19 protein-coding genes are annotated in these 20112 nt (G+C 41.0%); 11 read left to right on the top strand and 8 right to left on the bottom strand.

All coding sequences use genetic code 11. From position 1 onward, the window contains the following. Positions 1 to 113 precede the first annotated feature (113 nt). Both FJR09_RS08170 and FJR09_RS08175 read left to right on the top strand, forming a co-directional pair. Complete coding sequence (locus tag FJR09_RS08170; protein ID WP_015081510.1) at positions 114 to 383, top strand: DUF2281 domain-containing protein; 270 nt, start codon at positions 114 to 116, stop codon at positions 381 to 383. After that, positions 380 to 799, top strand: a complete 420-nt coding sequence (locus FJR09_RS08175) for a type II toxin-antitoxin system VapC family toxin (RefSeq protein ID WP_015081509.1) — start codon at positions 380 to 382, stop codon at positions 797 to 799. Before FJR09_RS08170 ends, FJR09_RS08175 begins: the two co-directional genes overlap by 4 nt. Before the next feature lie 162 nt (positions 800 to 961). On the opposite strand, the gene petL is transcribed toward FJR09_RS08175, so the two are convergent. After that, positions 962 to 1054 (bottom strand): cytochrome b6-f complex subunit PetL, encoded by a 93-nt coding sequence (gene petL, locus FJR09_RS08180; protein WP_039203706.1) that lies wholly within the window; start codon positions 1052 to 1054, stop codon positions 962 to 964. A 560-nt stretch (positions 1055 to 1614) separates the two neighbouring features. On the opposite strand from petL, the gene aroB reads away from it, so the two are divergent. Beyond that, positions 1615 to 2727, top strand: a complete 1113-nt coding sequence (gene aroB, locus FJR09_RS08185) for a 3-dehydroquinate synthase (RefSeq protein WP_015081508.1) — start codon at positions 1615 to 1617, stop codon at positions 2725 to 2727. A 55-nt stretch (positions 2728 to 2782) separates the two neighbouring features. Here the strand turns inward: aroB and FJR09_RS08190 are convergent, their stop codons facing one another. Then, the gene (locus FJR09_RS08190; RefSeq protein ID WP_015081507.1) at positions 2783 to 3148 is read right to left on the bottom strand and encodes a hypothetical protein; all 366 of its coding nucleotides are present in this window, start codon (positions 3146 to 3148) and stop codon (positions 2783 to 2785) included. Between the two features lie 269 nt (positions 3149 to 3417). Between FJR09_RS08190 and glsA the strand changes: the two genes are divergently transcribed. After that, positions 3418 to 4332, top strand: coding sequence for a glutaminase A (gene glsA, locus FJR09_RS08195; RefSeq protein WP_015081506.1), 915 nt, complete (start codon positions 3418 to 3420; stop codon positions 4330 to 4332). Here glsA and FJR09_RS08200 read toward each other — a convergent pair whose 3' ends face one another. Further along, positions 4333 to 5643 (bottom strand): hypothetical protein, encoded by a 1311-nt coding sequence (locus tag FJR09_RS08200; protein ID WP_015081505.1) that lies wholly within the window; start codon positions 5641 to 5643, stop codon positions 4333 to 4335. 531 nt (positions 5644 to 6174) lie between these two features. On the opposite strand from FJR09_RS08200, the gene psaA reads away from it, so the two are divergent. After that, on the top strand, positions 6175 to 8433 hold the full coding sequence (gene psaA / locus FJR09_RS08205) for a photosystem I core protein PsaA (protein WP_015081503.1): 2259 nt from the start codon (positions 6175 to 6177) through the stop codon (positions 8431 to 8433). Positions 8434 to 8600: 167 nt separating this feature from the next. Next, positions 8601 to 10832, top strand: coding sequence for a photosystem I core protein PsaB (gene psaB / locus FJR09_RS08210; RefSeq protein ID WP_168652507.1), 2232 nt, complete (start codon positions 8601 to 8603; stop codon positions 10830 to 10832). 96 nt (positions 10833 to 10928) lie between these two features. On the opposite strand, the gene FJR09_RS08215 is transcribed toward psaB, so the two are convergent. Next, the gene (locus tag FJR09_RS08215; protein ID WP_015081501.1) at positions 10929 to 12326 is read right to left on the bottom strand and encodes a serine/threonine-protein kinase; all 1398 of its coding nucleotides are present in this window, start codon (positions 12324 to 12326) and stop codon (positions 10929 to 10931) included. A gap of 93 nt (positions 12327 to 12419) precedes the next feature. On the opposite strand from FJR09_RS08215, the gene cbiT reads away from it, so the two are divergent. Together cbiT and FJR09_RS08225 are read left to right on the top strand one after the other, a co-directional pair. Next, positions 12420 to 13022, top strand: a complete 603-nt coding sequence (cbiT, locus tag FJR09_RS08220; RefSeq protein ID WP_015081500.1) for a precorrin-6Y C5,15-methyltransferase subunit CbiT — start codon at positions 12420 to 12422, stop codon at positions 13020 to 13022. A gap of 66 nt (positions 13023 to 13088) precedes the next feature. Further along, on the top strand, positions 13089 to 13979 hold the full coding sequence (locus tag FJR09_RS08225) for a phosphatidate cytidylyltransferase (RefSeq protein WP_015081499.1): 891 nt from the start codon (positions 13089 to 13091) through the stop codon (positions 13977 to 13979). A 103-nt stretch (positions 13980 to 14082) separates the two neighbouring features. On the opposite strand, the gene FJR09_RS08230 is transcribed toward FJR09_RS08225, so the two are convergent. Further along, positions 14083 to 14796: a DUF2993 domain-containing protein gene (locus FJR09_RS08230; RefSeq protein ID WP_015081498.1), complete on the bottom strand. Its 714-nt coding sequence runs from the start codon at positions 14794 to 14796 to the stop codon at positions 14083 to 14085. A 142-nt stretch (positions 14797 to 14938) separates the two neighbouring features. Here FJR09_RS08230 and FJR09_RS08235 point away from each other — a divergent pair, with 142 nt between their 5' ends. Together FJR09_RS08235 and FJR09_RS08240 are read left to right on the top strand one after the other, a co-directional pair. Next, positions 14939 to 15712, top strand: a complete 774-nt coding sequence (locus FJR09_RS08235; protein ID WP_015081497.1) for a pseudouridine synthase — start codon at positions 14939 to 14941, stop codon at positions 15710 to 15712. 16 nt (positions 15713 to 15728) lie between these two features. Beyond that, positions 15729 to 16505, top strand: a complete 777-nt coding sequence (locus FJR09_RS08240; protein WP_168652508.1) for a RodZ domain-containing protein — start codon at positions 15729 to 15731, stop codon at positions 16503 to 16505. Positions 16506 to 16615: 110 nt separating this feature from the next. On the opposite strand, the gene malQ is transcribed toward FJR09_RS08240, so the two are convergent. Then, entirely contained in the window at positions 16616 to 18124 is a 1509-nt protein-coding gene (malQ, locus tag FJR09_RS08245) for a 4-alpha-glucanotransferase (protein WP_015081495.1), read from the bottom strand. A 588-nt stretch (positions 18125 to 18712) separates the two neighbouring features. Here malQ and FJR09_RS08250 point away from each other — a divergent pair. Next, complete coding sequence (locus FJR09_RS08250; RefSeq protein ID WP_015081494.1) at positions 18713 to 19144, top strand: NUDIX hydrolase; 432 nt, start codon at positions 18713 to 18715, stop codon at positions 19142 to 19144. A gap of 108 nt (positions 19145 to 19252) precedes the next feature. Here FJR09_RS08250 and FJR09_RS08255 read toward each other — a convergent pair whose 3' ends face one another. Continuing rightward, the gene (locus tag FJR09_RS08255) at positions 19253 to 19789 is read right to left on the bottom strand and encodes a hypothetical protein (RefSeq protein ID WP_015081493.1); all 537 of its coding nucleotides are present in this window, start codon (positions 19787 to 19789) and stop codon (positions 19253 to 19255) included. Positions 19790 to 19797: 8 nt separating this feature from the next. Next, positions 19798 to 20022, bottom strand: a complete 225-nt coding sequence (locus tag FJR09_RS08260) for a hypothetical protein (protein ID WP_041458142.1) — start codon at positions 20020 to 20022, stop codon at positions 19798 to 19800. Positions 20023 to 20112: the final 90 nt, after the last annotated feature.

Genomic DNA, 20112 nt, shown 5'->3' on the forward strand with positions numbered 1-20112 from the left:
ATAAATCAACAATTTGCAATATTAGGAATTGATATCAACAATGGAGGAGAAAATAAAAATTAATGCTGATGTCATTTACAATAGAATTATAGCCTAGTAGTAGAGGTGAAACAATGACCATTGAACAAGCAGTTTTAGAAAATCTGCGAGAGTTACCAACCGATAAACAACAAGAAGTTTTAGATTTTATTCAATTTCTCAAACATAAACTGTCACAAATAAAAGAACAAGTACAGGAAAAACCATTACAGAATAAAGGAGATAGCTTTTGGGAAGGGGTTTTAAGGTTTCGAGAAACAATTGAAAGAGAAGGAATTGAATTTACAGATGAAGATTTTGCAGATCTTAGAGATCGTAGTCCAGGACGCGAGATTGATTTATGACAGTTCGCTTTTTACTAGACTCTAATATTATCTCAGAACCGAGTCGGCCAATTCCCAATACTCAGGTTTTAGATCAATTAAATCGCTATCGTTCAGAGGTAGCAGTAGCAAGTCTTGTTGTTCATGAAATCCTTTATGGCTGTTGGCGTTTACCAGCATCTAAACGCAAGGATTCTTTATGGAAATACATTCAAGATTCTGTGTTAGATTTGCCTGTGTTTGATTATGATCTCAAAGCTGCAAAATGGCACGCACAGGAAAGAGCTAGATTATCGAAAATTGGTAAAACACCTGCTTTTATTGATGGACAAATTGCCAGTATTGCCTTCTGCAATGACTTGATTTTAGTAACAAATAATGTGGCAGATTTTCAGGATTTTGAGGATCTGATAATTGAGAATTGGTTTATTAAATGAGGGACTAACTGTAGAAAAAGTTGCTCGGATACTTGAGTTAGAGATTGAAGTGGTGAAAACTTGCAATCAAACAGCAAAGTAGTAAATAGACATTTGATAATCTGATTGAAACCGATACCTAAACCCACATAAAGTGGGTTTAATTAGCGTCTAATTGTAGGGTTAGATTATCTTAGCTCCGCGTAGACCAAATAATAGGCCTACAGCTACACCCATAAACACGCCTAGAAAGACAATATATTCAACTACAGCCATTTGTTTTGCTCCAGATTAGTTACTTATTTCTATTCAATCATCAATAATTATGAAAGGGAACAGGGAATAGAAAAGAGGTTGTCAACTTGGGGTAAAATACCCAGACGAGTGATTATATTAGGGTTAGGGAGTCAGTAACTCAGCCCTAAAGGGACTGAGCTTGTAAGAAATTGCAAGCTGTACTGACCAGTCTAAGTCTTAACTGACTACGTTTTTTGAGTCACGACACCCTGGAATGCGTAGCTAGTTCCCTGCTCTGTCATTTGCAATTAAACAGTTTTAAAGTCACTGAAACAGTGTTGCAAGTCTAAAAAGCTCTTAAAACATTGACGAAGCTAACATTACCCCAGAAATGGGAGGCTCTTCGGAGCAACACATTATGCGTACAGAGTTGGGAAATTTGAATCGGTAATTGTCCCGTTGAAAGTACATTACAAAAGTACACCGAATTTACCAACTCCAAGGCGGTAATGAAAAAATATTCAAGGCGGTTAAAACCGCACGAGTCGTTTCCCTCTCAGCACTGAAGTGTCTGAGTTTCCCACTTACCGGGTATTTTTATGAGTTCTGTAATTAAAGTAGATATACCAGAAAAATCTTATGATATTACCATTGCACCTGGGAGTTTAGATCAACTAGGTGAACAAATGGCGAGTTTGAAACTAAGTAAAAAAGTATTGCTAGTTTCCAACCCCATGATATTTAAATACTATGGCGAAAGAGCGATCGCATCCTTGCAAAATGCCGGTTTTGAAGTTGTCAGCTACAACCTCCCCCCCGGTGAACGCTATAAAACCCTCAACTCCATTCAAAAACTCTACGACATCGCCCTGGAAAATCGCCTAGAACGCTCCTCAACAATGGTTGCCTTGGGAGGAGGGGTAATTGGTGATATGACAGGCTTTGCTGCCGCTACATGGCTCAGAGGCATCAATGTCGTGCAAGTTCCTACCAGTCTCTTAGCAATGGTAGATTCAGCTATTGGTGGCAAAACCGGCGTAAATCATCCCCACGGTAAAAACTTGATTGGTGCATTTCATCAACCCAGTCTAGTTTTAATTGACCCAGAAGTCTTAAAAACCCTTCCAGCACGGGAATTTCGAGCAGGAATGGCAGAGGTGATCAAATACGGGATCATTTGGGACACCGAACTGTTTACTCAACTAACAGCAAGCAAACACCTTGATCAACTCCGCTATGTAAAATCCGACCTGATAAACAGCATATTAACTCATTCCTGTCAAGCAAAGGCAGATGTTGTCGGCAAAGATGAAAAAGAATCTGGAATCAGAGCAATTTTAAATTATGGTCATACTATCGGTCATGCAGTAGAAAGCCTCACCGAATACCGTTTATTCAAACATGGTGAAGCTGTCGGTATTGGTATGGTAGCAGCGGGAGACATTGCTGTAAAATCAGAACTTTGGTCACAAGCAGACGCAGAACGTCAAAACGCCTTAATCAAGAAAGCAGGTTTACCCACCCAAATACCCGCAGATTTAGATATTGAAGCTCTTATTGATGCTTTGCAATTGGACAAAAAAGTTAAATCTGGTAAAGTCCGCTTTGTATTACCAACCCAAATTGGTGCAGTCAAAGTTACCGACGAAGTACCAACGGAAATAATTCGAGAAGTATTATTAGGGAATAGGAGTCAGGAGTCAGGAGTTTAGAAAGAAGAAGAAGAAGAAAATTCTTCCCCCGCTTCCTGCTGTTTGCCCTTTCCTTCTATACTGGTAAAGGCGCTGAACCATTCAATTGCCGAGCAGCATTGATACAAACAGGGCAATCACAGCCAAATAGCTTGATAGCTAAATCACTTTCAGCATCAGAAAATTCTAGTTCTTTGGGATTATTTGTATCTACTTGTGCTATTTGCATGGGTTCTTTTGCAACAGCAGGAGAAGTATTACTTACCTGTATACATACCTTTTTCGGAGTTGCAGAATGGGGAGACATGACGCAAGATAGATGAGTCCCAGTAGCGTCAATTGTTTGACTAGCATGAGCAGGTCTAGCCATCATCACCATAGATAACATGGATGTGAACAATACGGGGCTAGAAATTAAAGTTAAAATAAATCTTTTGTTCATGTACTGTTAAAAACCTTGTTATTAGGGAAATAAACCAATTTATCTTTTCCGACAACTTGGTTGTTAATCAGTCTATCTTACCTAAGAACAGGGAACAGGGAACAGGGAACAGGGAACATTTATCTTTTTATTGCCTTTTACCAATTACCCGTAATTGCTAATATCACGTAAATTTTCGGCTTTTTATTTAAAATTAGTTACATGAAAGGTTAGAGTAAATACTCATTAAGATATAATCCAGATTATGTTTTAATTTGAGGTTTCGGCTTGTGCTAGGAATAAAAAGCATTAATATACATAATTTATCTAGCTGGGTAGAACAATCAAAAACCCAAGCAGCACAGGGAAAAGTTATTGAACGCATTCCTCAATTAGCTATTGTTAATCCTAACCGTTTTGCTGTTCATATAAGTTGCGAACCAGGAGAAAATTACAGTTTAGGAGATACAGCTTGTGTATTTCCATTTATGAGTGTGATAAAGCCATTTTCTCTACTATACCTGCTCGAATATTACGGAGTAAAACAGGTTTTGCAATGGGTTGGGGTTAAATCCTCGGACGCGCCTTTTAATTCTTTAGTGCAATTAATAGCAGATAATGGATATCCTCGCAACCCCATGATTAATAGTGGTGCTATTACTCTCGCTGATAAGTTGCCAGGAAAAGATGGAAATGAATGTACACAATTGTTTTGTGAATGGTTAAATAAATTAGCAGATACTCAATTATATATAGATGCAAATATTCTAGCTTCAGTCCGTGCTAGTAGTTCTCAGACAAATATAGATATTACTAACTATCTCTACGAAGCTGGACATTTAAATAATATTGAATTATCTCTTGATGTTTATGAGCAAATATGTTGTATATCTGGGACAGTGGAAGATTTAGCGAAGTTAGGAAAAGTATTAGCTTGCAAAAGCGAGGTGATCAAAAATCAACACCGTCAAATTGTGAATGCGGTGATGTTAACTTGCGGTTTATATGAAGCTTCCGCTGAGTATGCTGTGAAAATTGGTTTACCAATAAAGTCAGGTATTGGTGGTGGACTTGTGGCCATCATACCAAATCAGGGAGCGATCGCCAGCTACAGTCCTGCTTTAGACATTGTAGGTAATCCTGTAGCTGGTTTGGCACTAATGGAAACTTTATCTCAAAGTTTGCAACTGAGTATTTTTAGTTAATTACTCTTGAAATTGAGATTTAGGATTTTCCATTGTCTGGGTAGGTAAATTTGATTCCTCTGTTTCCGTGACTTTTGCTTCTGCTGCTACTGGGGGAGACGCAACGGGAGTTGATTTAACTTCAGGAATTTTAACTTCGGGAACTGGTTGTTTCTCTACTTTCGTTGCTGGAGTTGGTGTAAATTCAGGAACTTTAACTTCAGGAATTGGCTGTTTCTCTACTTTCGTTGCTGGAGTTGGTGTAACTTCAGGAACTTTAACTTCAGGAACTTTAACTTCAGGAATTGGCTGTTTCTCTACTTTCGTTGCTGGAGTTGGTGTAGCCTCAGTAGCTGGAATTTTAGCAGTATAAGTTGGGTCTACAATGCCACGGACTTCATCTGCTGTCAATTCCCCTCTGACAATTTTGGATAAAGTATCTTGACCATTGGGTTGATAATTAATTAATCTGATACTGGTATTAAAGGCATTTTTCACAGGTTGTCCTTGATTATCGAGGAATTCCAGTTTTACCCAAGTTTTACCAGGTTTAAACCCTTTGAGATAAATAGGTTGCCAACGATCAAGAATAAAGCTTTCACCATTAACTGTACTCCGAATGCGCCAATTGCTCATTGTATCTTCAGGATTAGTTTCAGCGAGACTATGCAATGGTGCATTAGTTAGGTAAAAATCCAGCATAATGGGTTCTGCACCATAACCACCATTGGGACGACTATAAGTAAGTAACGGTAATTTAGAATCTGGGTTGTTTTCCTCGGTTTTCGTCAAGACGTGAAATGTGGTTTGAGTATAAGCACCTTCATTTTTAAAACTTTCATGCCACGGACGAGAAGCAAAAACGCGAAGAGTATGCGTACCAGGGGATAAGTCTGACAATACCACCGGCTGATTTACATCGTAAACAGCTATATAGGGCTGATTGTCTAAAATTAGGTGCAAATGAGGTCCAAGTTGCCATTGAGGGTCTTTAAATATCGGTAAGTCCTTAACTTGTAACTTTACTTTAACTATATTGTCTTGAAGAATTTCATCTACCTGGGGACTGAGGATGCTGACTTGGGGTTGATAACCCTCCAAACTGGGACGCAATGCTTGGATAACATTTGGTGGTGCGGTTTCGGAAAATGTCCCAGAAATTTCTGAAGCTGGGGACGCTTTCATGAAGGGATTGATAGATATTTCCTGACTATTTGCTGCTTCAGCGCAACTACTCAAATTTACAACTAGCACTAATGTGACAACCCATTTAATAATTGGGAATCTATTTGAGAAAAGTAACTCAAAAAATTTTCTGCACCCAGTGTTCATGTTTTTATTCCTTAATAGTTTTTAACAATTGACGCAATCATTGTGGCGCAAATTATGACTCATGGACTATGGATTAAGAGCATAAATCTATGACCAAAGTTATAAATCTACTTACTTTTCTTTGATTAAAATACCAAATAAGTGATTTTTTTGACTTAATCCCGGGAAAATAATTTGCTTATAGACCGCTAATTTTGGGTAAAAGTAGCTAAACAGCAAGGGTTTAAGCCGATTTCCGTATAAATCATCAGTTTTGCAAATTGTTGTTCTTTGTAAATTAAATGAAGAGTCTATTGACATTTGAACAATGTATAGGAACTGGTAACGTAAATTAGACCATAAACTTGGCTATGTTTAATTATTGTTAACAGGTCTATAACAATGTGCAAGTTCTGACTCTATAATTCAACAGAAACAACTTTTCTTTTCCACACGGCAACCGCATCGCTGGACAAGAGCAATCTGAAAACAGCGACTGTGTTATTCTAGGTGGTATTCATGATTCCCAATTCCTTATAGAGAGGAGGTCGAATGACGATTAGTCCTCCGGAGCGAGAGGAAAAAAAAGCAAGAGTGATCGTTGACAATGATCCGGTTCCTACCTCATTTGAAAAATGGGCAAAGCCAGGACATTTCGACAGATCCTTATCGAGAGGCCCAAAAACCACAACCTGGATTTGGGATCTCCATGCCCTCGCCCATGATTTTGATACACATACAAGCGATTTAGAAGACATCTCCCGCAAGATATTCGCCGCTCACTTCGGACATTTGGCTGTAGTAACAATCTGGTTGAGCGGGATGTTGTTCCACGGTGCTAAGTTCTCTAACTACGAAGCTTGGCTGGCTGACCCGTTAGGCATTAAGCCTAGCGCTCAAACTGTTTGGTCTATTGTTGGTCAAGACATTTTAAATGGTGATATGGGCGGCGGTTTCCGCGGCATTCAAATCACATCTGGCTTGTTCCAAGTATGGCGTGGCTGGGGTATCACTAGCTCCTTCCAGCTATATGTAACTGCAATTGGCGGCTTGGTATTAGCAGGCTTGTTCTTATTTGCTGGCTGGTTCCACTACCACAAACGCGCTCCTAAATTGGAATGGTTCCAAAATGTGGAGTCAATGCTGAATCATCACTTATCAGTGTTGTTAGGCTGTGGTTCTTTAGGATGGGCTGGTCACTTAATTCACGTTTCTGCACCAATCAACAATCTGTTAGATGCAGGTGTAGCAGCTAAGGACATTCCATTGCCTCATGAATTGCTGTTTAATACAGCAAAAATGGCAGAACTATATCCTGGTTTCGCTAGTGGTTTAACACCTTTCTTCACCTTAAATTGGGGCGCTTACGCGGATATCCTCACATTTAAGGGCGGTTTAAACCCAGTTACAGGCGGCTTGTGGATGACTGATATTTCTCATCACCACCTAGCGATCGCTGTACTGTTCATCGTTGCTGGTCATATGTACCGTACCAACTGGGGTATCGGTCACAACATCAAAGATATTCTAGAAGCTCATAAAGGTCCTTTCACTGGCGAAGGTCACAAAGGTCTTTACGAAAACCTCACCACTTCTTGGCACGCTCAATTAGCTACTAACCTAGCTTTCTTGGGTTCCTTGACAATCATCATCGCCCATCATATGTACGCGATGCCTCCCTATCCTTACTTGGCAACTGATTACGCAACACAATTGTGTATCTTCACTCACCATATTTGGATCGGTGGTTTCTTGATTGTTGGTGGCGCTGCTCACGCAGCCATCTTCATGGTGCGGGACTACGATCCTGTTGTTAACCAAAACAACGTATTGGATCGCGTGATTCGTCACCGTGACGCTATCATTTCTCACCTCAACTGGGTATCTATATTCTTAGGCTTCCATAGCTTTGGTTTATACATTCACAATGACACCATGCGTGCCTTGGGTCGTCCCCAGGATATGTTCTCCGACAGTGCAATTCAATTGCAACCAGTATTTGCTCAATGGGTGCAAAACCTGCACACATTAGCTCCCGGCAACACAGCACCTAACGCTCTTCAAGTAGTTAGTCATGCTTTTGGTGGCGGATTGGTAGCTGTAGGCGGTAAGGTCGCAATGATGCCCATTGCTTTGGGTACAGCGGACTTCATGGTTCACCACATCCACGCATTCACAATTCACGTTACTGTTCTGATCTTGCTCAAAGGTGTATTGTATGCCCGCAGTTCTCGTCTGATTCCAGACAAGGCTAACTTAGGCTTCAGATTCCCTTGCGATGGTCCAGGTCGTGGCGGTACTTGCCAAGTTTCCGGTTGGGATCACATCTTCCTCGGACTCTTCTGGATGTATAACTCCTTATCAATTGTAATTTTCCACTTTAGCTGGAAGATGCAATCTGATGTCTGGGGAACAGTAGATGCAGATGGCACAGTAAATCACATTACTGGTGGCAACTTTGCAGAAAGTGCTATCACCATCAACGGTTGGTTACGTGACTTCTTGTGGGCGCAAGCTACACAAGTAATTAACTCCTACGGAACTGAGTTATCCGCTTACGGACTCATGTTCTTAGGCGCTCACTTCATTTGGGCGTTCAGCTTAATGTTCCTGTTCAGTGGTCGTGGCTACTGGCAAGAATTAATTGAGTCCATTGTTTGGGCGCACAATAAACTGAAAGTAGCCCCAACAATTCAGCCTCGCGCACTGAGCATCACTCAAGGTCGGGCTGTAGGTGTGGCTCACTACCTATTAGGAGGAATTGCTACCACTTGGGCATTCTTCCACGCACACATCCTTTCAGTAGGATAAGAATCAGTGGAATTTTGGTGAGGCAGCGCGGTCTTGGGGGTTTCCCCCATGAGCGACTGCCGAACCCGTAGGGATTTTGGATTTGAGATTTAATCCAAAATCCAGAATCTAAAATCTAAAATTTTGCTGACAAATAATGGCTAAAGGTCAGAGGACAGATCACACCTATGGCAACAAAATTTCCAAAATTTAGCCAGGATCTCGCACAGGACCCGACTACTCGTCGGATTTGGTATGCGATCGCTACAGGCAACGATTTTGAAAGCCACGATGGCATGACGGAAGAGAATCTTTACCAAAAGATTTTCGCTACGCACTTCGGTCATTTGGCAATCATCTTCCTGTGGGCATCCAGCCTCCTGTTCCACGTGGCCTGGCAAGGTAACTTTGAACAGTGGATTAAAGATCCCCTGCACGTCCGTCCCATTGCCCATGCAATTTGGGACCCTCACTTCGGTCAGCCTGCAATTGAAGCTTTCACCCAAGCTGGTGCAAGCAACCCTGTAAACATTGCTTACTCCGGTGTTTATCACTGGTGGTACACCATCGGGATGCGGACAAACACAGAACTATATACTGGTTCTGTTGGTTTGCTCCTGTTAGCAGCATTGTTCCTGTTTGCTGGTTGGTTACATTTACAACCCAAGTTCCGTCCTAGCCTCTCTTGGTTCAAGAGTGCTGAACCCCGTCTAAACCACCACTTATCGGCTTTATTCGGTGTTAGTTCTCTCGCTTGGGCAGGTCACTTGGTTCACGTTGCTATTCCTGAATCTCGTGGTATCCACGTCGGCTGGGATAACTTCTTGACTGTAGCTCCCCATCCAGAAGGTTTAACTCCTTTCTTCACAGGTAACTGGGGCGTTTACGCTCAAAACCCTGACACCGCTGGCCAGTTATTTGGTACTTCCACTGGTGCTGGGACTGCGATTCTCACCTTCTTGGGCGGTTTCCACCCCCAAACAGAATCCTTGTGGTTGACTGACATGGCTCACCACCACTTGGCGATCGCAGTTTTGTTCATCATCGCTGGTCATATGTACCGGACTAACTTCGGAATTGGTCACAGCATCAAAGAAATGCTGAACTCCAAATCCGGTTTAATCCCCGGTAGCAAGAGCGAAGGTCAGTTCAACCTGCCCCACCAAGGTCTTTACGACACTATCAACAACTCCCTGCACTTCCAGTTGTCATTAGCTTTGGCATCTTTGGGAACTATCTGTTCCTTGGTAGCGCAGCATATGTACGCTCTGCCTCCTTATGCGTTCATCGCTAAGGATTACACCACACAGGCAGCACTGTACACCCACCACCAGTACATCGCTGGTTTCTTGATGGTTGGTGCTTTTGCTCACGCAGCAATTTTCTGGGTTCGTGACTACGATCCTGAACAAAACAAAGGTAACGTCCTTGACCGGATGTTACAACACAAAGAAGCGATCATCTCCCACCTTAGCTGGGTATCTCTCTTCTTGGGTTTCCACACCCTGGGTTTATATGTTCACAACGACGTAGTTGTTGCGTTCGGTACTCCTGAAAAACAAATCTTGATTGAGCCAGTATTTGCTCAATTCATCCAAGCTGCCCAAGGTAAAGCTCTGTATGGCTTGAATGTACTGTTGTCTAACCCCGACAGTATTGCTTACACCGCTTACCCCAATGCTGGTAACGTTTGGTTGTCTGGCTGGTTAGATGCCATCAACTCTGGCACAAATTCCTTGTTCTTGACCATTGGACCTGGCGATTTCTTGGTTCACCACGCTTTCGCTTTGGCTATCCACACCACTACCTTGGTACTCGTTAAGGGTGCTTTGGATGCTCGTGGTTCTAAACTGATGCCCGATAAAAAGGACTTCGGTTATGCGTTCCCCTGCGACGGTCCCGGCCGTGGCGGTACTTGCGATATCTCCGCATGGGACTCTTTCTACCTGTCTATGTTCTGGATGTTGAATACCATTGGTTGGGTAACCTTCTACTGGCACTGGAAACATCTAGGTATTTGGCAAGGTAACGTTGCTCAGTTCAACGAAAACTCTACCTACCTGATGGGCTGGTTCCGTGATTACCTCTGGGCTAACTCTGCTCAGTTGATTAACGGTTACAACCCCTACGGCATGAATAACCTGTCTGTTTGGGCTTGGATGTTCCTCTTTGGACACCTCGTCTGGGCTACTGGTTTCATGTTCCTCATCTCTTGGAGAGGTTACTGGCAAGAGTTAATTGAAACCTTGGTTTGGGCGCACGAACGTACTCCTTTAGCTAACTTGGTTCGCTGGAAGGACAAGCCCGTTGCTCTCTCCATTGTTCAAGCTCGCGTGGTTGGTTTAGCTCACTTCACTGTTGGCTACATCCTCACCTACGCAGCGTTCCTCATTGCTTCTACTGCTGGTAAGTTCGGTTGATCCTGACTACTAGTTTTAGGTAATTAAAAATCCCCTGCCGTAAGGTGGGGGATTTTTTTAATGGGGTTGAGTTTAGCATTGCTAAACCCCTAAAAACTAAGGACTGGTGATTTCTATCCCTAACCAATCACTTAATTCCCTCGCTAACCATTCTAATTCTGCTTCAGATTTGATGGTGAAAGTATTAACATCAAACTCAAATTTTGCGACTCCTGCCCAAATTACCAATTTTGCAGGGACTTGAGTTTTATCTCCATCTGAGTCTTTAGTAAAATATCTCGGTGTATAAACTAATTTATCAATATTTTCTCTAGAAAATGAACGACGACGGGGGATTGTCCATTTCCCTAACTGGTAATTCACAGAAATTTGTTGGGAATCTATATGTATTTTGGTACTACCAAATAAACTGTACAATGTACCATAGATCATCGAAAATCCTGCGCCCCAAAAAGGTAATGAAAATAAGGCAAAGAGTATATTAGTAGGAAAGGGAGCAGACAAAACACCAATAGTCCAAAATAAGGTAAAAGAATTCCAGGCTATGGCAAAAAAACCTCCAAATACCATTAAACATTGCAAGCCAACCGGAGGAATAATAATTTCTAAAATCTCTTCATTTTTGGTTAATTGAATTTTACTACCCGCTGGTTTACCAACAGTTAAAGCAAACGTATCAGCATATTGTGGCTGCTTTAAATCTCTGAGTGCTTGGGTTGCAGTAGAAAACCGCTTTTCTAAACTGGGTTCTGTAATTTGCTCCAACCACTTAGCGAAATTGGGACTAAGATTAGCAACTTGCTGAAATTGAATGCGAAAATCCTTTTGGGGTAAATCTGCTGGGTTAGTCCCTGTCACCAAATAAATTAGGGTTGCACCTAAACTATAAAGGTCAGAAGCGGGAACAGTACGCCCTCCAAACTGTTCCTGTGGCATATAACCATAAGTCCCCACAACAGTTCTTGTCCCTGCTTCTGCTGCTAGGACTGTCTGAACTGAACCAAAATCTATTAAATAAACTAAACCGACACTATTGCCAGAGCGCTCTCCTAATAAAATATTGCTAGGCTTAATATCACGGTGGACAACAGGTGGATTTAACTCATGCAAGTATTTAAGGATCTCTAAAACTGCTTTAGCAATTTCTTTAACTTCAATTTCTGTAAATTTCCTCCCAGCTTGTAAATATTGTTCTAGGGTTTGGGCTGAAATATAAGTCTGAACCAGGGCAAATCCTTTATATGTAGGGGAATTGACCTCAAAATAGTCTAAGTATGCAGGAATATGGGGATGTGATAAAGATTTTAAAGTTTGAGCTTCTCTCTCAAATAATTTGAGATCATCCCATTCAAAATCATTACTAAAAGCAAGTAACTTGACAATTACCGATTTTCCAGTTACTAAGTCAGTAGCTAAAAAAGTCCTTCTCCCGGCTTTTTTGCCTAGCTGTTGTTGAACTTCATAGCGATTAGCTAATATTTCCCTATTCATCATTGCAGTTTCCTGATGTCATTGATGAGCATAACTACCAAAATTATCTTCCCCTTTCCCAATTGTTAAATTTTAATTGTTAATTTTTAATTGCTTATGCCTTCCCCACTTTGGCCTTATATTACCCCAGGTATTCCCGACGAATTATTTGAGAATTTACCAGGTATTCCCCTCAGTCAGCGAGAATTAAGATTGCTGATAATTTCCCAACTGCGACTAGAAGCGAATTCGGTATTGTGGGATATTGGCGCAGGAACAGGTACAATTCCTATAGAGGTGAGCTTATTGTGTCCCCACGGACGAGTGATTGCTATCGAAAGAGATGAGGATGTTGCGAACCTAATTAGACGCAACTGCGATCGCTTTGAAGTCAAAAACGTCGAAGTAATTGAAGGTAGCGCCCCAGAATGCTTAGATCAAATCAAGTTACTACCTGATCGGATCTGCATTGAAGGTGGAAAAGCCATACAGGAAATTGTCCAAGCTGCATGGCAATATTTACCAACATCTGGCCGAGTAGTCGCTACTGCTGCTAGTCTAGAAAGTCTGTATGCTATTTCTCAAAGCTTTTCTCAGTTGAGAGTTAGGAATATTGAAGTTGTCCAGTCAGCGGTAAATCGCTTAGAAACACGGGGCTATTCTCAAACCTTTGTAGCAGCCGATCCCATTTTCATTCTTAGTGGTGAAAAATTAGATTAAATTCCTTCGGTTTTCGGTTTTGGGTTGCATCCAAAATCCCAAATCTAAAATCCCCAATATTATCCTATGCCCTGGCCTCGAATTATTAGTGGAATTATTGCGATTATCATGGCGCTATCTGCAACCCTCTTAGGGGGTTGGTATTTTACGATAGCGATCGCTATTGTCGTATTTTTAGGTCAACAAGAATATTTTAATTTGGTCCGTTCTCGCGGCATCACACCCTCAGTCAAAACTACTATGATTGTTAGTCAAGTTCTACTGGCAATTTGTACCCTGAATGGTAGTTTAGCTGATGCAATTATGCCCATAGCCGGGACACTTATTTGTTTTTATTTACTATTTCAACCCAAATTAGCCACCATTGCGGATATTTCCGCTTCTATTATGGGTTTGTTTTATGTCGGTTACTTACCAAGTTACTGGGTCCGCTTACGAGGAATTGATCATGCTATTAGCAGTAATTTACCTTTAGGTGGTTATTGGCCATCTAATTGGCAAGATATTGGACAAGGCAATTTAACTGCCTTCCCCGCGGGTTTAACCGCGACTATCCTCACATTCTTATGTATTTGGGCTGCTGATATTGGTGCTTATACGTTTGGTAAGTTCTTCGGGAAAACGCGATTATCAGATATTAGTCCCAAAAAAACTGTAGAAGGTGCTGTTTTTGGCATTACTGCCAGTGTCGCTGTTGCTATGGTAGGAGCTTACCTTCTCCATTTTCCCCATTGGTTAATCACTGGTGTCACATTAGGTCTAATTATTGGTATTGCTAGTTTATTGGGTGACTTAACAGAATCCTTACTGAAACGTGATGCTGGTGTCAAGGATTCGGGACAATTGATCCCTGGTCATGGAGGGATTTTAGATCGCACCGATAGCTATATTTTCACTGCTCCTCTAGTGTATTATTTCGTTACATTACTTTTACCTTTATTAGAAAAAACGCTGTAATAGGAACTAAGATAAGATTTAATCTCAACTTGCTCATGTCACTCACAATAGCCATACAATTTAAAGTAAATTCAGGGAATATTGAGTTTTGATTTTTTAATAGTTATGGGTTAATATTAATACGTCCATAACAAGTTAATTGTTCTGGCAGCAGAGAAATTTTTTCGATATCAACATCTGTTCCCAGGTTTATCATATAAGGAGAATTCCTTTCCAAAAGCACCTCTTGATCGGTCTTGACCTGAACCTGCGTTAATTGCAGTTCTTGACCATTGCGTAGTTCTAAGCCTAAATGAATATTGAAAAATGCCCCTTCTGTTTCAGAAATGGGGATACCGTGTAGGATCAATACCTGGTTGTCAAGGGTGATTTTTTCCCAAGTAATAAACGGGTAATTTAGGCTGTATTCTGCTAATAGTGGAATCAGTCCATCATTTATAGCAGTTAATAATAATGGAGAGGAAAGAGAGTTATTAAGATCCTGTGCGGTGATAATCAGCTTACCAACCACAGGGACTATTGCTGATAATTGCAAAGGTTGTCCTTTTAATATTGCAGCAACATTCAGTTGGATTTTTTCTGCCTCAAGTTCGATTTGTGTAACACGAAGACCTTGATACACTGCATTACTAGCGGAAATTGATACTCCAGGAATGTAACCAGAAAGTAATTGGCGATCGCTTGCTTCTATCTGTACCTCTAAATGAGATACTTGATTTAATTGGCTTCTTAACCAGAGCTTAATCGCTGATGTTAAAACTTTTGTAATGATCCTGACTCTGCTATTATTTGGATTTGGGGAACTTGGTTCTGTCATTTTTCGACGGTTACATCAATGTAAATATGCCCAATTATTGAGCATCTTAAACAGTTCTTAACTTTAGCATGGAAGTTTGTTAACAACAAAGTGCAAACATTAGTAGTATAAAAATATTCAGCAAGAAAATCACAATTTAAACATGGAGGAACGGTTACAAAAAATTCTAGCTCAATGGGGTATCGCCTCACGACGTGAAGCCGAAGAAATGATGAGGCAATCACGAGTATGTGTTAACGGGGTATTAGCACATTTAGGTCAAAAAGTCGATCCCTCTCAAGACAAAATCTCTATTGATGGTCAACCTGTGCTGGCAGAACAGCGACCATCCAAAATCTGTTTATTACTGCATAAACCAGCCGGAATTGTCTCTACTTGCCATGATCCTCAAGGAAGACCAACCGTTTTGGATCTGCTACCGTCAGAGTTAAGAACCGGATGGGGTATTCACCCGGTAGGCCGTTTGGATGTAGACTCCACAGGAGCCTTGATTTTAACCAATGATGGGGAACTTACCTATGGACTTACCCATCCCAGTCATAGTATTACTAAGACCTATCGTGTTGTTGTTCAAGGCCATCCCCCAGCAACAGTTCTCAAAAAGTGGAGTCAGGGTATAGTTCTGGAAGGAAGAATCACAAGACCTGCTCAGGTGCGCTTAATTGAAACTTATATTGATAAAAGCTGTTTAGAGATCGTTTTACAGGAAGGAAGAAACCGTCAAATTCGCCGCATAGCTGAACAATTGGGATATCCAGTTATCAAGCTACATCGTACGGCTATTGGTTTAATTCAATTAAAAACGTCAACAACAGCATTTTTGCCATCTGGTAAATATCGTCATCTTAGTGAAGATGAGATGAGTTTTTTAAATAAGCAGATAATTCGCACAACGATTCAGACAAAGCCGAGTTAAGGAGTAAAGGAAAAACATGAAATGGTTCAGAAAGAAGGATGAACAGCCAATCAAACCTTCTATCAAGGAACATCAAGCCGAAAAGTTAGGACAACTTGGCTCACAACTAGCTTCACTACGGCAAGAAAAAGGTTTAACTCTGGATGAGTTAGTCGGATTAACTAGAATTCCTCGACGACTTTTGCAAGCAATTGAAGAAGGTAATTTAAGCGACTTACCAGAACCAATTTATATTCAAGGCTTAATTAGACAGTTTGCAGACGCTTTAGGAGTTCGGGGAGCAGAATTTGCCAGTCATTTCCCCATTGGTTCTCAATCAGTGGGTGTTAAATCCCATTGGAAAGCACAAGCTGTTCCTCAATTACGTCCTATTCATCTTTACCTGCTTTATATCGGGTTAATTTTCTGTTCTGTGAACGGTTTATCCCAGTTGTTGAATAATGCCACCTTGCAGGCAAATAACCGCCAAATTCAACCAAATACAGCAGCGCAGTCAAAAGGGCAAGAAACAGCTAGTAATACATTACTCAGCAAGAAAGAGCATCAATCCGTACAAATTGGTGTGACTTTAAAAACCTCATCTTGGATTAGCGTGGTTACAGATGGTAAAACCGCCTTTGAGGGAGTTTTACCACAAGGTTCTAGTCGCACTTGGACCGCCACTGACCAACTGACAGTAAAAACTGATAATGCTGGTGGTGTGTTAATGAGCGTGAATCAGCAGGAAGCAAAGGAAATGGGAGAACTTGGGAAAACTCAAGAAATCAAGATCGCTGCTAAACCAAACTCATAGGGGTCAGTGGTCAGTTGTCAGTTGTCAGAAGGAAGAAAATTTCTCCCCTACTCCCCCTACTTCCCCTACTTCCCCTACTTCCCCCACTTCCCCCACTTCCCCCACTTCCCCTACTTTTCTCTACTAGCGCGTCCGTAACGGAGAGTGAGAGTTTTTAAGCGATCGCTTAAATCTGGCGTTAATACACCTGGTTGGTAACGCCACTCCCAATTTCCCTCCGCTGTACTAGGAAAATTCATCCGGGCTTCAGTTCCCAAACCTAATACATCCTGCAAAGGTATAATCGCTTGATTAGCGATCGAACTTAAAGCTAATCTAATTAAGTCCCAGTGTATACCATCAGGACTTATACAACCCAAATACAACAATAAATTTTGCTTTTCATAATCATTTCCCGTGTTAAACCAGCCTACAGTCGTATCGTTGTCGTGAGTACCTGTATAAACTACAGCATTACGAGTGTAATTAAAAGGTAAAAATGGATTTCCGGGATCAGAACCAAAGGCAAACTGTAACACCTTCATCCCTGGAAACTCAAACTGATCTCGCAGTGCCTCCACTTCTGGCGTAATAATTCCCAAATCCTCCGCCAAAACAGGTAACTTACCCAAACGCTTTCTAATTGCCTCAAATAAAGCCACTCCAGGCGCTTCAATCCATTCGCCATTCATGGCAGTAGTTTCTCCCTGGGGAACAGCCCAATAAGCCTCAAAACCCCGGAAATGATCAATGCGAATTATATCCACGTAATCCAGCATCGCCTCAAAGCGTAATATCCACCATTTGAAATCTTGTTTTTGCAATTCTTCCCAGTTATAAACCGGATTTCCCCATAATTGACCAGTAGAGCTAAAGTAGTCGGGTGGAACTCCCGCCATTAAAGCCACTTCTCCCGTTTCTTCATCTAAAGCAAAAATCTCAGGATTAGCCCACACATCAGCACTATCATGGGCTACGTAAATGGGAATATCACCAATAATCTCTATCCCATTTTCGTTAGCATATTTTTTCAGTTCTGACCACTGCCGGAAGAACTCATATTGAACAAACTTGTAATAAAAAATCTCCTCTTTTAACTCTTGTGTAATTTTTGCTAAAGCTGCTGGTTCACGCTTTGCTAATTCCGGTTGCCAATTATGCCAGCTTTTACCCTTTTGGGCATCTTTAATCGCCATAAATAGCGCGTAATTATTTAACCAATAGCCTTTATCAGCACAAAACTTAGCAAAAGCTGCTTTTTGAGTTGAATTTGCTTTAGTTTTAAAATCCTCACAAGCTTTAATGAGTAGATTAACCTTAATAGGGATAACTTCGTTAAAATCTACTTTATTTACAGAAAAATCTGGTAAATCAGCCAAATCTTCTGGAATTAACAAACCCTCATCTAGCAACTTTTCGGGACTAATCAAAAAGTAATTTCCCGCCATTGCGGAGTAGCACATATAAGGGGAATTACCGTAACCAGTCGGACCTAGAGGTAAAACTTGCCAATATTGCTGATGACTATGTTTGAGAAAATCAATAAACCGATAAGCTTCCAAACCCAAATCCCCAATACCAAACCGACTGGGAAAAGAACTAGGATGAAGTAAAATACCACTGGATCTAGGAAAAGGCATATTTAACCTGAAATATATTTTTATAAATCACGCATTGAATTTATCATGGCATAGTTAGTCTTGACTGTTGTGATTCGTGAAGAATTGACACTCTCAGGGAGCCAAGCCACTGAGATTCTACTGACAGAATTAAATTAAGAGTTTAGCTCAATCTAATCTCGCTGCGACCGTCAAACGCCGCCTAAACGCTCAAAACAACTGCCAATCAAGGTGTCGAAATTGCGCTTACTTTTATGGTTTTCAGTGTTTTTAGAATCCATCACTAAGCCAAGACGCGGTACGCTCCACAACCTGCCATTACTCGCTCTTTCTTGTCAATACTGCCATTAGGACTTAAACCTAACCGTTGTTTCTTATGAGCCGGAATTTCTCCGTACTAGGATGCTTCAACACGTAGATGTTTTTTGTTCTTACTCACAATTTAATTCTAACATACCACAGGGATTAAAATCCCTCGTGCCGCTTCCCTCTGTTGGGAGCCAAGCCGCGCTCGTTTCCCGCTTACCGCGAGGTCTTATGAGAAGATTAACTCAGATCCCCGACTTCTCAAAGAAGTCGGGGATCTATAATCCCTACCATAACCGAATCATGACTTACAGAAATCCTGTACCCACCGTTGATATTATTATTGAATTAATTGATAGACCTCATCGCCCCATTATCCTGATTGAAAGACATAATGAACCTTTAGGCTGGGCGTTACCCGGTGGTTTTGTTGATTATGGTGAATCGGTGGAAAAGGCAGCAATTAGGGAAGCAGAAGAAGAAATAGGCTTAAAAGTAGAGTTAATAGAACAGTTATTAGTATATTCTGATCCCAGTCGTGATCCTCGTAAACATACGATTAGTATTGTATTTTTAGCAACAGCTACGGGTGAGCCTTTAGCGGGTGATGATGCTAAGGGGTTGGGTATTTTTGAGCCTTGGTGTGTTCCAGGTAATTTGTGTTTTGATCATGACCGGATTTTGCGGGATTATTGGCAGTATAGAAATTATGGGATTCGTCCGAGGTTGGGGTAGGAGATTGGAATGGTTTCGCGCAAAGACGCTAAGGAGCAAAGGCGCAAAGTAAGAGAAGAAGAGAGAAGAAATCTGTAGAGGTAAAGCACAATGCTAAACCCAAGCTGTTTAATTTCCTGACTGTCTCAATAGATAATCTAAAACTCGGTCAATTCGTTCCAATGCTGCATTAGTTGTCAGTTGATACTCCTGAAACTGCGATTTTTGCTCTTCATAGTTTCGATCAAGTTTTAACATTATTGCTTCTAATCTTTCAGTTCTTGCCTTTGTTTCTTCTATCTCACCACCTGCTTTGTTAAATAGGCGCTGAGTATGAAAGATAAACTCATCAACTCTGCTTGATAATTGGTCAACTTGCATTCCTAACTGGTCAAGTTGTGATTGAGTGCAGTCTTGTTTTATGCCTAACTCATTCAACATGATTTGGGAACGGTCTTGTTTTGCACCTAACTCATCCAACATGATTTGGGAACGGTCTTGTTTTGCACCTAACTCATCCAACATGATTTGAGTGCGGTCTTGTTTTGCACCTAACTCATCAATCCGCCGATTAGCTGATTCAGCATAGGTAGCGGCTGAGATCAGTAGTTGACGAATGGTAGCAAATTCAGTTTCCACGCGGTCAAGTCTTTGTTCTGTAGTCATGTTAGTTTTTATTGTTTTTGGTGTTGGCGCTTCGCTATGGCATCACTGACAAGTATTTTTATCATTTGGCTCATTGAGCGTTTTTCGTTTTTCGCTGCTGTTGATATTTCTGCATAAAGCTTTAAATCATCTTCATCAGTGAAATATATGTTTAGTCTTTTTCCTTCAGGCATAATGGCAATGCTTAGTATTTCTATGCTTTCATTTTCTCTTGATTTTCCTCTTTTTGTCATGCGGTGTTAGGTAGTGCCATTATAACACTATAATTAATCATTAGGCAATATTGCCATCAATACCTATGCCTTAACGTCAAGCATTGTTTT

The sequence above is a fragment of the Dolichospermum sp. UHCC 0406 genome (assembly GCF_009712025.1).
GTDB classification, from domain to species: Bacteria; Cyanobacteriota; Cyanobacteriia; order Cyanobacteriales; family Nostocaceae; genus Dolichospermum; species Dolichospermum lemmermannii.

Coding starts and splice junctions, on each gene's coding strand:
- FJR09_RS08225 (WP_015081499.1), top strand. CDS start 13,089: ATGCCCTGGCCTCGAATTATTAGTGGAATTATTGCGATTATCATGGCG.
- FJR09_RS08190 (WP_015081507.1), bottom strand. CDS start 3,148: ATGAACAAAAGATTTATTTTAACTTTAATTTCTAGCCCCGTATTGTTC.
- petL (WP_039203706.1), bottom strand. CDS start 1,054: ATGGCTGTAGTTGAATATATTGTCTTTCTAGGCGTGTTTATGGGTGTA.
- psaA (WP_015081503.1), top strand. CDS start 6,175: ATGACGATTAGTCCTCCGGAGCGAGAGGAAAAAAAAGCAAGAGTGATC.
- cbiT (WP_015081500.1), top strand. CDS start 12,420: ATGCCTTCCCCACTTTGGCCTTATATTACCCCAGGTATTCCCGACGAA.
- FJR09_RS08230 (WP_015081498.1), bottom strand. CDS start 14,796: ATGACAGAACCAAGTTCCCCAAATCCAAATAATAGCAGAGTCAGGATC.
- FJR09_RS08235 (WP_015081497.1), top strand. CDS start 14,939: ATGGAGGAACGGTTACAAAAAATTCTAGCTCAATGGGGTATCGCCTCA.
- FJR09_RS08250 (WP_015081494.1), top strand. CDS start 18,713: ATGACTTACAGAAATCCTGTACCCACCGTTGATATTATTATTGAATTA.
- FJR09_RS08170 (WP_015081510.1), top strand. CDS start 114: ATGACCATTGAACAAGCAGTTTTAGAAAATCTGCGAGAGTTACCAACC.
- psaB (WP_168652507.1), top strand. CDS start 8,601: ATGGCAACAAAATTTCCAAAATTTAGCCAGGATCTCGCACAGGACCCG.
- FJR09_RS08215 (WP_015081501.1), bottom strand. CDS start 12,326: ATGATGAATAGGGAAATATTAGCTAATCGCTATGAAGTTCAACAACAG.
- FJR09_RS08260 (WP_041458142.1), bottom strand. CDS start 20,022: ATGACAAAAAGAGGAAAATCAAGAGAAAATGAAAGCATAGAAATACTA.
- FJR09_RS08255 (WP_015081493.1), bottom strand. CDS start 19,789: ATGACTACAGAACAAAGACTTGACCGCGTGGAAACTGAATTTGCTACC.
- FJR09_RS08175 (WP_015081509.1), top strand. CDS start 380: ATGACAGTTCGCTTTTTACTAGACTCTAATATTATCTCAGAACCGAGT.
- aroB (WP_015081508.1), top strand. CDS start 1,615: ATGAGTTCTGTAATTAAAGTAGATATACCAGAAAAATCTTATGATATT.
- malQ (WP_015081495.1), bottom strand. CDS start 18,124: ATGCCTTTTCCTAGATCCAGTGGTATTTTACTTCATCCTAGTTCTTTT.
- FJR09_RS08200 (WP_015081505.1), bottom strand. CDS start 5,643: ATGAACACTGGGTGCAGAAAATTTTTTGAGTTACTTTTCTCAAATAGA.
- FJR09_RS08240 (WP_168652508.1), top strand. CDS start 15,729: ATGAAATGGTTCAGAAAGAAGGATGAACAGCCAATCAAACCTTCTATC.